Here is a 15545-nt window from a genome sequence, read left to right on the forward strand (position 1 = left end):
TCACCTAAAATTTAATAAACCTTTTGTTTTTCTAGTTCGAAACTGAATAAAATCATTGCGCTCTTCAATATTTAGATAAATATTCATTTTTTTCACTTCAGCAAAACTTTGCCCCAGATCATGATGATAACGATGACCGGGGTATACCAGCACTTCATCAGGAATCATTTTTTTTAGATAATTAAGGGAATCAAACATCATCCCAGCATCCCCACCTTTGCTATGGCAAAACCCACAACCCTCGTTAAACAAAGTATCACCTGTAAATAAAGCATTATCTATTTGATAGCAAAGACCACCAAAAGTATGGCCTGGCGTTTGATGAATAATGATGCTGGGAAGATGTTCCAAAGTAAGAAGATTTTGAAAAGGATAAATCGCTTTGAGGTTATGACACTGGAATCCATAATACTCGATTTCAGAACTACTCATATAAACAGGACATTCATAATATTTGGCAAAATAATTCGCCAAATGCGAGTGATCCAGATGATGATGGGTCAGCAAAATAGCGATAACCCTTAAATCGTTTTGCGTTACAAAGTCCTGAAACCTTCTTTTTTCCCATGATGGATCGATAAAAATACAGATTTTACTCTCAGTATCGACAATAACAGGACAATAATTTATAAATTTGAATCGCTGGGTTTTAATGACTTCGATGTACATCATGAACTCGTATAAAATTAAAATCAGGGTGATACGCCATTTGATAATGGTACTTATCAAAACAAACAATCTGATTTTTTTTGACTTCTAAAACAATAGGTTTTGCCTTAACGAACTGAGACACTATCTCCTCCTCCGCTTGAAGGGTAAAAACTGGATTTTTAGCAAAATAAAGCACTGGAGACACAAGCAGCTCACCCGTGATTTTATGTGCATCAAACAAAGTAAAATAATACGTTAAGTGTGCTTCGTCTCTAAGTTTATGTAACACCATACGATTTCGCACACACCAAGCTTCCAGGTCCTTCGTCCCCCCGAATAGTGCAAGCTCATTAGCAGACAGTTTGAAATGAACATTTAAAATAAAATTATCCTGACACGGTTCGAGCAAAGCATGACTTTCCCATAACATAAAACGCGCATCCCTTTCTGCCTGAAGTGTGACATAAGAAGTTGCTGAATCGAAATAATCAACATGGTGCCCTAGAGCACCTTGCCCTGCTTGCAAATCACTAACAATGATTTGTTTATCCAAACACATTGTGGCCGCAAATGCTTCTAGTTCAAAATGAGTCTTATCCAACATCTTAATCATCATGAACCCCAATCGCTTTCTCCATGTTTTGGCTACGCATTTGAATATTCCAGACCCCACCTATTACCATTTGATATTCATTTTTTAACAAGGGTTTAATTTTAAAATGTGCTTTTTCCAATTCATGCCAAGGCAGAGCTGGGAAAAAATGATGTTCCACGTGATAGCCAAAATTTAAAAATAAATAATGTTGTAGCCATCGAGGAAACCAGGTGCTGCGCGTCGTTTGCGCATGTTCTTTTAATGTAGGTCGATGTTGTGTGGGTTCTAAACCTAAATGCTGCGGAGTAGACAAGGTTTCCCAGAGGATTCCATAAATTAAAATCGCAGGAGCTAGATTTTTAAACGTTAAAAAGCTTGGAAAACACCATTTTAAAAATACGTAAGCAAAAAACAAAAAAAGCACAGAAAACAAACATTGTCGAAACATAACGCGAGATAGTTTTTTTTGTTTTAGCAGTTTAAGAGGATAGGTCCAATAAACCAGATGTAAAAAAAACACATTTAATGGAATAAAGGTTCTCCAACCAACATGAAAAATCCAGGGTAGTTTCTTACTTATTTTTGCCTGTTTCAGTAATTCAAATACTGGATCTTTATCAATATGCCCAGTCCATTTATGGTGCTCTTCATGAATGATTTTCCATGGATAAAACGGCATGCAACAAAAAATACTCATGTAATGGCCAAGAGCCACATTCAGCCAGGATTTACTCGATAAGGTATTATGACCGCACTCATGAAGTAAAATAAAATTATGCAGAAATAAAATCGCCAAACAAATTTCACCAAGACAATAGAACAGCAGGCTGTTTTTTCCCAGAAAAATAACTGCAGCACAAAGCAACACGATATCAGCAATTAGAAAGCTAAGACTCTTGGTAAGTCGTCGCTTAAAATTCAATGATTTTCTCACCTCAGTGTATTCTTCATTACTTAACATAAAAGTTCTTCCTTCTTCTTTGCAATAGAATTAATGAGTTGCGATAAAGAAACATTTTCAAGCAATACCGTTGGTGAAATGTTGATCTTTAGCTCACATTTAATTTGTTCTGCCAAATGGATTGCTGCCAATGAATCAAAGCCATATTGAGCCAGAGATTGATTTAAATCCAAAGTAGTTGCCGCACAATGTACATGTCTTGCTAATAGTGTCAATAACTCATCTGAATTTGCAGTTTTTGCTGGCATCAACTCCCTGTCATTTTGTGAATCTACCGATTTTTGTAACAAGGTATGATGACCAGGCCGATTTTTTAATCGTGCAACAAAAATCGATTGCTCCACCTCTTTGGGCATCGCAAACACATCTACCGCAAAACCGAGCTCTTGTAGTAGTTTTTGCCACGTTTCTGCATTAAGTAACGCGCTTGCTGGAATGCGGTATTCATCTTTATTGGTATGCCATTGCTTAAATAAGCCAAAAGTAAATGCCAGAAATAAACTATTTGCAGTTGCTTCATTAATAATCAATACGCCATCATCACGGAGCAATGGAATAATATTCATCAGGCATTGACGCATATCATCTGCTGTATGCAATACATTGCTTGCAATAATGAGATCAAATTGTTTACTCATCACTGGCTTGTTAATATCTAAAATACAGGTATCCACCTCAGCATACTGAGTGGAGTATTCTTTAGCCCGGGCAACAAATTGAGGATTAATGTCACTAAACATGTAACGAACCTTATCGGAGCATTGGGTTAGTATTGCTTCGGTGGTAGCACCAGTCCCTCCTCCTAATTCAAGAATATCAACTCGATTAGGACGTGCGCTACTAATGTCCTTAACTAATGATGCAATGGTTTGATTGTAATAATGGGCCAAGAGATTTTTTTGATAAATAGCACGTACTAAATCATCTCGTCCAAAAGGAAACATCACCTGCTGGATGGTTTTTTGTCCGGTAACTACCTCAGTAAAATGCATTGCACAAACCCTAAGTAATTGTACAAAAGATTTGATTTGGGGGTACTTTCTCATTAATTGCACTTGATCGTGTAGTAATTCAGCATGGGACTTAATTTGATATGGATTCTGAGGAAGATGACTTCGTTCAAAATTTTTTAACATATTGATTAATGCTAAATAATAATTTTCATAATCTTTATGCACTCCTGCCGCTAAATTACTCTGACTCCAAACAACCCCTTGAGTCAGCAAGTAATGTTTCATTAAGTGAAAACAAAAATACTCTAAATCAGATAATCCTTGATTAAAAAGAAGCAAATCTTCGGTTTCTTGAGTTAGCGGATCGGTACAAATTGGCATCATTGTTTTTACTGATTGTGAAACATTAAAAAAACTCAGATTAGATTGAGGCGAACAGGCTGCCAATTGCAAGGAGTAATAACCTTGTTCCGCGGTAATTGGAGCAATACCCGAGGAGAGCATCAGTTGATTTGCGGCCTCATTTTCTTGTTGCCAAAACCCCCAATGAACCAGTTTTGTTTTCTCAGAATGCAAGGCTTGAATTAAGGCATCCGCATAATAACAGGTTGCAGAGTAAGCACCTCTGTTTTTATTTTGTGTATAAACCTGTACTGAAGAGGTAATGACAACATGCTTCACTTCACTACGATGGCATGCATTAATTAAATGATAAGTACCTAATACCTTAACATACATCTGTGACAAATAGTCTTCATAGCTTAATGAACTCACCGGAGATTCGGCATAACAAGCACCTAAATGGTAAAGACAATCGATTGCTCCATAGCGTTGAATCACCTCTGCAAGCAAAGACTCCACTTCATCAGCGACAGTGCAATCCACCGTTCGCCAATGGATTATTCCTTCAGTTCGTGATATCGAAGAACGACTGGCAATAATGAGTGCCCGGGGATTACGCTCAATAAACTTGGGCACTAAATATTTCCCTACTTGACCATCACCACCAATAAGCACGATGACTTCATCAGTAGGTACTGAATGATTTAAAGAACGATTTACTGCTTTAAGCTGCCGATGCCATACCCCATCATGCGCTAAAACCAAAGGATAAGCCTGACCTTGATTTGACACAGTAAGAGCATGAGCACTAATCGTATTGTCCACAAGATCAATGCATTCAATCAACCAATATGGATGCTCTTTTTTTAACGATTGGGCTAAACCATGCAGGCTTGCTGCATAGGGATTAATCGTCGATTGTTTTAATCCATAAGCATTATTACTGAATACATAAAGTGTTAATGATTTTTCGTGATAATCCAGTTCTTTCAGTTTTTTAATTAAATGTAAAAAACCAGCCATTCCGAAGCGCTGAGAGCTGATCAGGGAAGTCGAGTTTATCGGTTCATCCCACATCCCGGCAAAATAATAAATCAACTCACAAGAGTGTTCTTGCAGCCATTGAACACCGTGGTCTACTGAATCCTGCTCGTCAACAAAGATAAAGCAAATCATCCCTTTATATGAAGTTTGTTGCAGTGCGTATTTTACTGATTGTTCTTGTGCTCGCGTCAAAAAAATAGCCAGCTGCTGATAACGGTTCAACTCAAGAGACTCGACTGTTTTTTTCCGCCAGATTGGTTCATAACACTCAATCTCGTTACTTACAGGTTTTAATTTCGCATGCTCTGCAAACCAACAATAATGAGTTGCAAAAGGATAAACAGGCAATGCAAGCGGAATTGCTCCAATTTCCTTATAAACATGTTGCCAATCAATGAATTGCCCTTCTTGATATGCAAGAGCAAGTTGACTTAAATAATCCTTCAATTGATCGGGACTATGTCGCAACTCAAGGAGCGTATCAACACTTGAGAAATTTTTTTGCAACGAACTAGATGATTTAACCCCCTGTTTTAATTGCTCTCGCAAATCGTCAAGGTCTTCCACAATCAATAGCTTGCGGCACGCAAAATCAGCGCGTCCTACGTTTAAGGAGTAACTTAATTGGGTCATACAAAAGTGCTCACCTGCAGAACTTAAATAATCCAGCAGTTGCGCTGAAATTCTTACCAGTGCCTCATTTGTCTTGGCGGATAATTTAATCGGTACATAGGGCAAATTAGGTAATTGTTGCGTCGAAATCCCCTGGTGGGTCAAAATACAATGGCCATTACTGCCACCAAAACCAAAACTATTAATCGCGATCGTTGTCAACAAAGCAGGTTTGGCTTGTTTAGCAATATGAAATGGGCTTTCTGCAAGCCGAATGAATGGATTAACTTCCTGAAAATTCGCCTGCGGTGGAATAATTTGATGCTTTAACATCAACAATCCTTTAATTACCCCCGCAAGTCCTGCAACAGGCTCCGTATGGCCTATATTACTTTTTACCGAACCGATATAAAGCGGTTTTGTACGTTGTGCAAATAACTCATGCAAGACCGAGAACTCAATAGGATCTCCCAAACGAGTCGCAGTCGCATGCGCCTCAAAATAATCAATTTCCTCAACCGATATTTCATGCTGATACACTTGCGATAATAATTGTTTTTGCGCCACCGGATTTGGCGCGGTTAGTGATTGTGATTGGCCCCCATGATTGACATGAATCGCTTTGATAGTCGCCTCTATACGCAACTTTTGCGCTACAGCCAAAGCATCCCCGACCAAAAACAAACCGGCCAAGCCTTCACCTTTAACATACCCATCCGCTTGAGCATCAAAAGGACGACAACAATTCGTTGGCGAAAGAACATTTAACTGAGTCGTTAACTCGAGTGTTTTTACATCACAAAGCAAACTCACACCCAGGACCAATGCAGACTCACATTCACCGTGCTTAATTGCTTGAACAGCACGGTTCAAAGCGGTAACACTGCTCGAACACGCTGTATCAATGGTTTCACTGGGGCCATGAAAATCAAAGAAATGTGAAATGCGGTTTGCAGCAAAAGTTTTCGCACACCCCGTAATTTGATAAAGGCTGTTTATCTGATTGCGATCCAATAAACGAGCATAATCATCAAATTGAATGGCAACAAATACACCGATGTTTTTTCCTTTTAATGAGGATGGTGCAACTCCTGCATCTTCGAACACATGCCAGGAAAGCTCTAATAACTTGCGCTGCTGGGGATCCATATATTTTGCTTGTTCCAAACCCATCTCAAAGAAAGCAAAATCAAAATCCGCATAATGGTCAATGAAACCCATTTTAAGTGATTCATCATCCTGATTCTCAAAACGCATTTTTAAAGGCATTTGGGTGCAATCTTTTCTTGCCAATAAAGCCTGCCAATAATCTTCTGGAGTAGGACATTGAGGGAAAGAACAATAATAGCCACAAATAACCACATTGGATAAGGTCGAATCCAATCGCTTTAGAGGAAAATCAGGAGTATTTCTTTTATTTTCCAGCAAATATTCTTGTAGTTTCTTTACGGTATGGAATTCAAAAAACTGATTGGGAGCAATTTGCACCTGATAATGTGTCGTGATTGCTTCGGCTAATTCACTCAGTGTCAAGGAATTAAATCCCAATTGATAAAATGTATTCTCATCTTTAACCTGCTGCGCAGAAACCCCGATGATCGATTCGATTAATTCATATAAGGAATAACCTTCATTAAGGCTTATGCGTTCAGGTAATTTCTGAAGCGGAACATTGAAGCATTCTTGGGTTAAATACTTATGAAATTGCTGGGGATTGCCCTGAAATGGAATGTACTCCCCTGCAGGTAGAGTGAGTAGCTGGCGGCAAATAACCTTTAAGTCACCAGTCTTTAACGGCTCTAAACCCTGAGTGTTTTTACTCCACGTTAACCAATTTAATTGATCCGGGGATTGCGATGTTTCCGTCATCACAAAAGGCAAGTAGACACACACATGTTCTTGACAATACGCAGTAAATGCAATCAAAGATGCATTATAAACTGCATAGTCATCCTGCGTACTAAATCCAGCTAATGCAGATAAAGAAGAAATACTGATTAATTTTTGCGGATGATTTTGTTGAATAAATTGACTTAAGTGATAATGTAATTTTTTTCGTTGTGCCGCTTCATTTTTGCTTTGTCCAGGCATCACGCCCAAACAATTAATGATAACATCATAAGAAAAAGATGAATGATATGGATTCGAAAAATCATGTTGGATGTAATGAATTTCACCTCCTAAATCAGCAAGCATCTGTTGTCGTTGCGAATCAAGAGCACTGCGTCCAATAACATTAAATCGATAAATTCCAGCCGCAATTAAAGTGTGGCAAAATTGATATCCGATAGAGCCTAAACCACCCAATACGACAACGCGCAGTTCAGGATTGATTCGTCGCGGTTGAACCGCTGTTGTTACTAAATTTAAAGCAATCGTTTGACGCGTCGTATCATAAGCCACCAAGCGATGATCACGCTGTTGCGCTTCGTTACTTACTATGCTCACTACCTCAGAAGCAGGCAAACTGGATAAATGAGAAATCAAAATATTCTTCTGATAATGTTTTAATTGATTCGGCAACGACATCATCAACGCATGCGACTCCATCCAATGACTACGACTCTGATGGATTAATATAAATTGAACCTCAGGATTCACCGCAATACATTGGGTTAACAGGGCAATAAGCTGTTCTGATGGATGACTTGCTTCCCCAAAAACAATCACCGCTTTTTTTAATCGTGTTTCCGCGTTAGCTCGTTTGAAATACATCGGCTGAACTCCACTATCCAGCTGATATAGTTCTTCAAAATGTGCAATGGGCTCCAAAGTACAAGGAACGATGTCCATTCGATAACAAAGATGAGTCACTGTTTCTGAATGAGACAACCAATAATTTTGATTTTTATATTGGGTTTTGGGGCGCGGGTATAGTTTATGTGACCCATTTTGTAAAATTAAATGTGCATTACTACCACCCGCACCAAAACTACTCAGGCCAGCAAAATGAAGTGTTTGTTGTGGCAGATAATGTGTAATTATTTCAATTGGTACATCATCAATATTTAATCCCGGGTTTAGTGGCAATGCATTGATCGAAGGTGCTAATGCCTGAGCTTGAAATTGCGCAACCAATTTCACAATACCGGCCATTCCGGCAGCGGCTTCCAAATGCCCAAAATTACTTTTTATCGAACCCACATACAATGGTTTCTGTACCGAACGCGAACCAAACACCTGCTTTAATGCAGCTAGTTCAATAGGATCACCTAAAGACGTTCCTGTTCCATGTGCCTCAATGTAATCAATTTGCTCGGGCATAATCCTCGCTTTGGCTAAAGCGTGTTGCATCACTTTTGCTTGTGCAGAAGCATTAGGTACAGTAAATCCACTCCCCATTCCCCCATGATTTAAAGCCAAACCTTTAATCAGTGCATAGATTGAATCCCCATCAGCGAGTGCCTTTTTTGCATTCTTCAACAGAAGGACTACAACGCCCTCCCCCGGAACATAACCATCCGCTTGTTCCTGAAATGGGGCACTTTTGCCCGTAGGCGATAAGAATTTATTTTGTACCAACGATGCTAATTTATAAGGATGTGAACAAAGATTCACGCCCCCAACCAACATGGCATCGACCTCATCATTTGCTAAATAACGACAGGCTAAATCAATCGCAGTAAGTGAGGAGGAGCACATGGAATCCAGAGAGAAACTAGGACCTGTCAAATTCAACGCATAGGAAACACGATTTGCGATACTGGCTCCTGATGATTGGGGACATTTAACGTCAGCATCCTGTTGGTATTGCTCCACACCATAGTTTTGATAAAGATGAAACATGGATGCTGCAATCACACCAATATTTTTCTCTTGAAGCTGAGCATAACCCGCATCTTCCAAACAATGCCAGGCATTCGCTAAAAACAATCGCTCTTGTGGATCAATTAACGCCGCATCACGAGGCGAGATATTAAAAAATAAAGGATCAAAACTGGCAATATCGTCCAAATATCCACCCCAGGGATAGGGGGTATAATGCCAATTTCGCTGTACCGTTTTAATGGAACTTTTACCAGCGGCTAAATTACTCCAAAGTTCCTCCAAGTTGGCTGCATCAGGTAATTGAAATGAAATTCCGATAATTGCAATGTCTTGTTCATTGATATCAGGCACTTCAGGCTGGGTCTGAAACTTATCAAGCGGGCATTCTTGTGATTTTAATAAACGATGTTTGAGCAACGCGGGATTAGCAATCACAACATGGGGTACATTTGCCGCAAATGCACGCTCCAACAATGGAAAAGCATGGGACGCTTTTAAAGGAACAGTTCCATATTCCTCTTGCAATTTTTGCAATTGAAGCGCGTTGATTTCCATCCCGCCTTCGGACCAATAAGGCCAACTGATACTAATAAAGCGAGAAGGATGTTTTCCTGCAAGGCGTAATTGTTCTTGTTCGCAGGCATAAGCATTTAAAGCTGCATTGGCTGCAGCATAGATGCTTTGTCCAAGATTGCCTATCTCTGCAGATAAAGAAGAATAAAGGCAATAAAAATCAATTGACTTATGCTGTAACGCATGATGAATGACCCGCAAGCCATCTAATTTGGAACGCACCGTTTTTTCAATATCATCGGGGCTAATATTCATCAGCAACCGATCATGTTTTTCACCAGCTAAATAAAACAAACCATCAATAGGAAAATCATGTGTCGCGAAAAAATGATTTACTGCATCAACATCGCATACATCCAATTGATAGTAAGTGACATTCTCATCCGATACGATCTTTTTAGTTCGTCCAACGACATGGATCTTGGCTTGATATTGCGTGCTTAAATAACGCGTGAGCAAACGGCCTAATCCTCCATGGCCGCCAACAATCAAATAGCTGCCGCCTGTTTTAAAACTTGAACAAGGCAGCGCATGATTCAATTGGAGTTTGATGTAACTTGCGGCATAAAGCGTATCTTGATGGAGGTAAACACATCCCTCCATACTCGACAAATCCTTAGTATTCTCTTTGACGCATTCATCACTTACAAAAATCGAGAATTGATGTTGAGGATATTCTTTAGCAAGACATGAAAAAAAAGCAGAAACCGAATGAATTAAAATTGCTTGCTTAGGTGACAACCCCACAACCAATGAAGGCAACTTTCCTTGTATCCCAGATAAAAGCCGGGCAAATGTTTGTACCAAACGATTCAAAACAGTATGCAAATCCAGATCCGTTTGATGATAACGGCCATCATAAATAATCCAATCCTCTTTAGAATGTTCTTGATAAAACTCCAGTGCCTGGTCATCGTTTAAGCGGTCATTAATAACCAATATTCGCTTATCATTGAGGCTTCGATTTATTTTAGTTTTTGTTGGAACATAAAGTGCATAATCAGCATTTTCTAATTGCTTTGGTAATTGTTCAGTCGGACCAACACTGTCGCTTTCACGAGGCAAAGAATCATACGAATTAATATATTCAGTTAATTTTTCCAACGTATTTTGTTCAAACAATAAAGTCGGATAAAGTTCTAAATCAAATTGTTGTTCTAATACATCAACCAAAGCGATTAAGCTACTGGAATCAAAACCTAAATCAAAAAAAGAAACATGCGGCTCTAAAAATTCAGGGGCATCCTGTAAATGATTCCTAATCAATACTTCAATTTTTTTCTGGGTATCACCATGAACGGTTGGTAACACAGTCACAGACTGCGTCACTTCTTGCTGCCCAAATTGCTGGCGCTGAAATCGCTTATTTGTTAATCCTTCAAGAACGACTACTAAATCGCCTGCAGGTGTAAATAATTGAATTCGACATTTGATTAACGACTCATGAGGCGTTGGCATTATTTCGGCTTTTACTACCAATGTTGCAGTCGTTACACGCGCAAAAACGCTCACTTTATCAATTCCCAACGGTAAATATCCCATGTCGGGACCGGCATGAACTACTTCATCAAAATGCAATGCAGCTATGGCAAAAGTAGCGCCATCCAATAAAGCAGGATGTAAATAAAAAGACGATAAATAAGGTTGTGCTTTACTACCTAAAGTCAATTCCATGGCGATTTGTGGCGCATTGATGTATGTGCTTCCACTCACCTGCATAAATTCACCATGCTCAATAAATGAAGCACGCGCCAGGCTATATATGGTGCTCATTGAATGGATTTGTTCGTTTGCTTTTGGCAGGTGAATCAATATGGGTAATTTTGGTCTTTTGAATTCTGCGATTGATTTGAAATGGACAATATTCTGACCGTGTTCCTGATGGTAGATTTCTATGGTATGACGTTGGGAATCATAAGCAACAATCAAAACAATCGTTTCACCTGCTTGCACTTTGGCAGCATGAGGATAAGTCACTTGGGTGAGCTCAAAAAACTCGGACTGAAAACAGCGAGCAATGATATCCAAGTAAGCAATGCCTGGTAGTACACGGACCCCATCAATGCGGTGATCTGCAACCAGATAATTATCCGCATTTAATTTAATTTTAAATTCGTTCAACATCAAAAAATTCATCCATTATTTCGGAATACATTTCTTCCCGCGGCAAAACGGCAAGCTTTATTGATTGTGGCTCTGGCATCCCGCTTGAAAGAATGACATGAGCATTTGTTCCCCCAAAACCAAAAGCACTCACGCCAAAATAATGAGTACGAGTCCTATCTAAGAGTTTTGGTTCATCAAGCAAACACAAAGGAGAGTTGGCAAAATCATAACGGGGATTTGGTGTTATTTTTTCGGGCTGCGGCAACAAACAACGATGGTAACTGCATAAAGCCGACTTTATAAATCCAGCCATCCCTGCAGCGCTTAAAGTATGACCTATATTTGCTTTCACACCACCTACAACACATTTTTTATTGGATGAATGTCCTATAACATGAGTTAATGCCTGTAACTCCATGGGATCACCCAATTCTGTGCCAGTAGCATGCATTTCGACATAGTCCAAATGTTGTGCTGTCAAACCGGCATCGGCTAATGCTTTTTGAATCACTTTTTGCTGGGCTTTAGGATTCGGGGTCGTATACCCCATAGTATTTCCATCATTATTGACCGCTATGCCTTCAATAACACAATAGATCTTATTTCCATCTGCAATTGCTTGCTCCAAAGGTTTTAAAACTACGAAACCACCGCCTTCACTAAGGACAATGCCATTAGCACGAACATCAAAAGGGCGACACCTGAAATCAGGTGATAATGCTTTAGCAGCATCCATCAAGGCAAAAGGCCGGGTATTTGCTAACCCATCAATACCACCGACCAAGGCCAGTTCAATATCCCCTGCCCTCAGCGCAGAAACTGCATGATGCAAAGCAACCAAAGAGGAAGAGCAGGCCGTATCAACGACTTCTGCCGTGCCGCGTAAATCAAAAAAATGATTGATATGGGCCGCAATAAAATTCTGTCCCTGACCAATAATGGTAAAATGGTTAATCTCTTGCGGCCCACTAAAATCTGCACGAGCGCCTACGAATACCCCCGCATTCATCCCTTTAATTGTTTCCTTTGTAAAACCGGCATCAAAAATTGCCTGCTGACTTAATGCCAAAGCACGCGTAACCATTGGATTAATTTGCCGTTGATGCTTGTCAGAAAATCCAAAATCAAGCGCAGTTCCAAATGCATGTTCATGAATAAATCCGCCATGAAAAGCAGCATATTCAATTCGGTCAACACGCTCTTTAGGAATGGGAGTAATCGAAATTTTAGCGTGCAGCAAATTATCCCAAAATTGCTGCACATTATTGGCACCAGGGAACTGGCATCCAATACCAATAACTGCAATTTTTTTGGGATTGTTTGGTTGCTTAGATGCCATAACCGGTTTGCTCAATGTCTCTGGTATAAAGCCATTGATTTGCTGGACATGAGCCGCTAATCGAGCAAGCGTATTGTGTTCAAAAATTACTTCAGCAGCGAGCATCAAACCCATTACCGTTTCGATCCTCTTTAATAAAGCCATCAATAGAACCGAATCAACTCCATATTCGGCAAAACTCCTATCCAGCTTAATCTCATCTTCAGTGACACCGACCACATCCATAAGAATCCGCTTTAATGTCTCTAATACATTGCTTTGAATGGATACTCGCTGCTCTGGCAAAGGGGTATTTAGCGACAGTTCATTTTTACTTGGCATGATGACCGAAGAAGTCGTTACCCGGGCTAATAACGTTGTCAGTAAAGCCAGGGCTTCGTTGGTTTCATAACTTCCGAGTTGGCTTCGTTGATAACTGCTGCTTCGCTCCGCATTTTTACTAAACTCACTCCATGCAGGCCAAGCAATACTCAATACTGTTCCAGGGTGAACTTCGGCAAATGCGTTCAAATAATGATTACTCAAAGCATAATCAACAACACCCATCGCAAGCTCTGGCAGAACAGAAGATACCGAAGAAAAAAGAACCAATCGTTCGAATCCATAAGAATTTACTATGGACCATAACGCGTCAAGCCCTGCTTTTTTTGGATGAAACATTTGTGTGAACTCATTTTTGGTAAGTTCAGTGAGTGACTTGGTTTGCTTTGGCGTGACACCTGCACAATGGAAAATCCAACCAAAACGATCTGTTTCATTCATAACAATCTTTAAAAAGGAAGCAAATAATTCCTCTTGAGCTAAATCACCAATATAGTAATAAACCGCACAGCCTTGTTTTTTTAATTGATGTATCAATTGAACAGTTTTTCCTGCCTTACAGGGTGAGTGCAGATAATGCTCCCATAAAGTTTCTTGGGGTAATGGGGTAATACCAGTTAAAATTAATTGACGTGCGCCACTCGCAACCAGCCACTTTGCAACCTCCGCACCAATACCACTGGTACCGCCAGTAATTAAGTAGACCTTTTCCGATTCAATTGAAATTGAAACTGATTTTTTATATTCACGCTCTTGCAATAATTGAATTAATCGCTTTCCTTGCGCATAACGAATCTTATGATAATCAAGGTTTAACTGACTTAACTCGTGTTGAATGAGCTCATAAGTAAGTAACTGTTGCTCCACCTGTAATGTAGCCGTTTTTAAGCCTATGGTTTGTCCATTCATGCACCGTAGAAAATAAGCAATCACATCCAAATTAGGTGATGGCCTATCATAAATCTGAAGTATCGTTCCTTTTTTGGCGGCAAGAGCAACGTGTTGCAAAAAACTCAAATGGTCAATGAGGTCTAACTCATCATTGCAACAATCAAGCAGTACAAAATCATCATTCAATAACTCAATGATTTGTTTTGGCGTTATTGCGCTTCCCTCTTGGGCTAAGTAGCATCCGTTTTGTGATGTACAAATGATGTGCATTGCATTTTGAGATAGAAGCTTTTTTATCACTGCCTCATTGCTTTTAGTGCTTACCACCATCCATTTATGAGATTCAGGCGACACAAGAGGTTTATTATCAGGGGATATTTCCCGTTGCTGCCACACATACTCATAGAATCGGTCTGAAACCGTGCTTTTCTCAACATCATGAGCATAGCGTCTGTTTTGAAATGCCGTTCGCGGCAATGGGCTAACTTTAGGTTTAATGGTATGTTCAAAACTTTGTAAAATCACATGTGCATTACTACCACCTGCACCAAAGCTGGACACGCCAGCATAATAACAATGGTCTTGTGGATGAACAGACCAACTCGTTTGAGCTTGACATACAATTAATGATTCGGGCAGTTGAATATTAGGATTCAATGAACTCGCGTGCAGACTTGCATAAAGCTTTTTTTGTTGCATTTGTGCAATTACTTTGACAATACCCGCAAGCCCTGCCGCAGCCTCCATATGTCCATAATTTGATTTTAATGAACCAATAAAGCAGGGCGTATTACGTTCGGAAAATACTTTATTTAAACCTTTTATTTCAATCGGATCCCCTAATTGGGTCCCAGTACCATGGCACTCCACATAACTGATGTCTTCAGGCTTTAATCCTGCGTTTGCGATTGCTTTTTTAATTACTTCTGCTTGGGCATTTGCATTAGGAACCGTGTAACCTGAACTGGTACCATTATGAGCAATGCTACTACCCTTAATCACGGCATGGATACGGTCTCCATCACTAATTGCTGCATGTAAGGGTTTGATTAAAACGCTCACTACCCCTTCACTGGGAACATAGCCATCGGCTTGTTCCCCAAAACTGGCACAATGTCCCTGAAGCGATAGCATATTTCGATGTAAGAGTTCTTGATATTTATAATCATGACTAATGAGATTGACCCCTCCCACCAAAGCCATAGAGGCATCATTGGCATTAATGGCTTGCATTGCCAAATGTAATGCGGTTAATGAAGAAGAACACATACTGTCAAGCGTAAGACTCGGCCCGGTAAAATTAAGCACACTGGAAATTCGATTTGCAATACTCGCGGCAGTTGAATTCGCTAAAACCGTTTTTTGTTCTTTTAAGCTTTTTTCAAAACC

The 15545-nt window shown here is 39.7% G+C and carries 5 protein-coding genes (1 of these 5 only partly in view); all 5 read right to left on the reverse strand.

The features are described from left to right. Tightly spaced (each overlapping or abutting the next), the 5 genes in view from ELY20_RS01665 to ELY20_RS01685 form a layout consistent with a single transcriptional unit that may run on beyond the window. Positions 1-672, reverse strand: coding sequence for an MBL fold metallo-hydrolase (locus ELY20_RS01665; RefSeq protein WP_233590470.1), 672 nt, complete (start codon positions 670-672; stop codon positions 1-3). Then, on the reverse strand, positions 650-1267 hold the full coding sequence (locus tag ELY20_RS01670; protein ID WP_126955288.1) for a hypothetical protein: 618 nt from the start codon (positions 1265-1267) through the stop codon (positions 650-652). The genes ELY20_RS01665 and ELY20_RS01670 overlap by 23 nt, the downstream gene beginning before the upstream one ends. After that, positions 1257-2207 (reverse strand): fatty acid desaturase family protein, encoded by a 951-nt coding sequence (locus ELY20_RS01675; protein ID WP_110141101.1) that lies wholly within the window; start codon positions 2205-2207, stop codon positions 1257-1259. Before ELY20_RS01675 ends, ELY20_RS01670 begins: the two co-directional genes overlap by 11 nt. Next, positions 2201-11623, reverse strand: a complete 9423-nt coding sequence (locus ELY20_RS01680) for an SDR family NAD(P)-dependent oxidoreductase (RefSeq protein ID WP_158618853.1) — start codon at positions 11621-11623, stop codon at positions 2201-2203. The genes ELY20_RS01675 and ELY20_RS01680 overlap by 7 nt, the downstream gene beginning before the upstream one ends. Further along, a protein-coding gene (locus tag ELY20_RS01685) for an SDR family NAD(P)-dependent oxidoreductase (RefSeq protein ID WP_110141099.1) crosses the window boundary here: on the reverse strand, positions 11607-15545 show its 3' portion. 3531 nt of this gene lie beyond the right edge of the window; 3939 of the gene's 7470 nt are visible here — the last part of the coding sequence; its start codon lies off the right edge, out of view — the gene reads right to left on this strand; it ends in the stop codon at positions 11607-11609. Before ELY20_RS01685 ends, ELY20_RS01680 begins: the two co-directional genes overlap by 17 nt.

This window comes from Legionella qingyii (genome assembly GCF_003990155.1).
GTDB lineage: Bacteria > Pseudomonadota > Gammaproteobacteria > Legionellales > Legionellaceae > Legionella > Legionella qingyii.

Excerpts from the sequence above, each read along its gene's own strand:
- ELY20_RS01670 (WP_126955288.1), bottom strand. The coding sequence starts at position 1,267 with ATGATGATTAAGATGTTGGATAAGACTCATTTTGAACTAGAAGCATTT.
- ELY20_RS01675 (WP_110141101.1), bottom strand. The coding sequence starts at position 2,207 with ATGTTAAGTAATGAAGAATACACTGAGGTGAGAAAATCATTGAATTTT.
- ELY20_RS01665 (WP_233590470.1), bottom strand. The coding sequence starts at position 672 with ATGATGTACATCGAAGTCATTAAAACCCAGCGATTCAAATTTATAAAT.
- ELY20_RS01680 (WP_158618853.1), bottom strand. The coding sequence starts at position 11,623 with ATGTTGAACGAATTTAAAATTAAATTAAATGCGGATAATTATCTGGTT.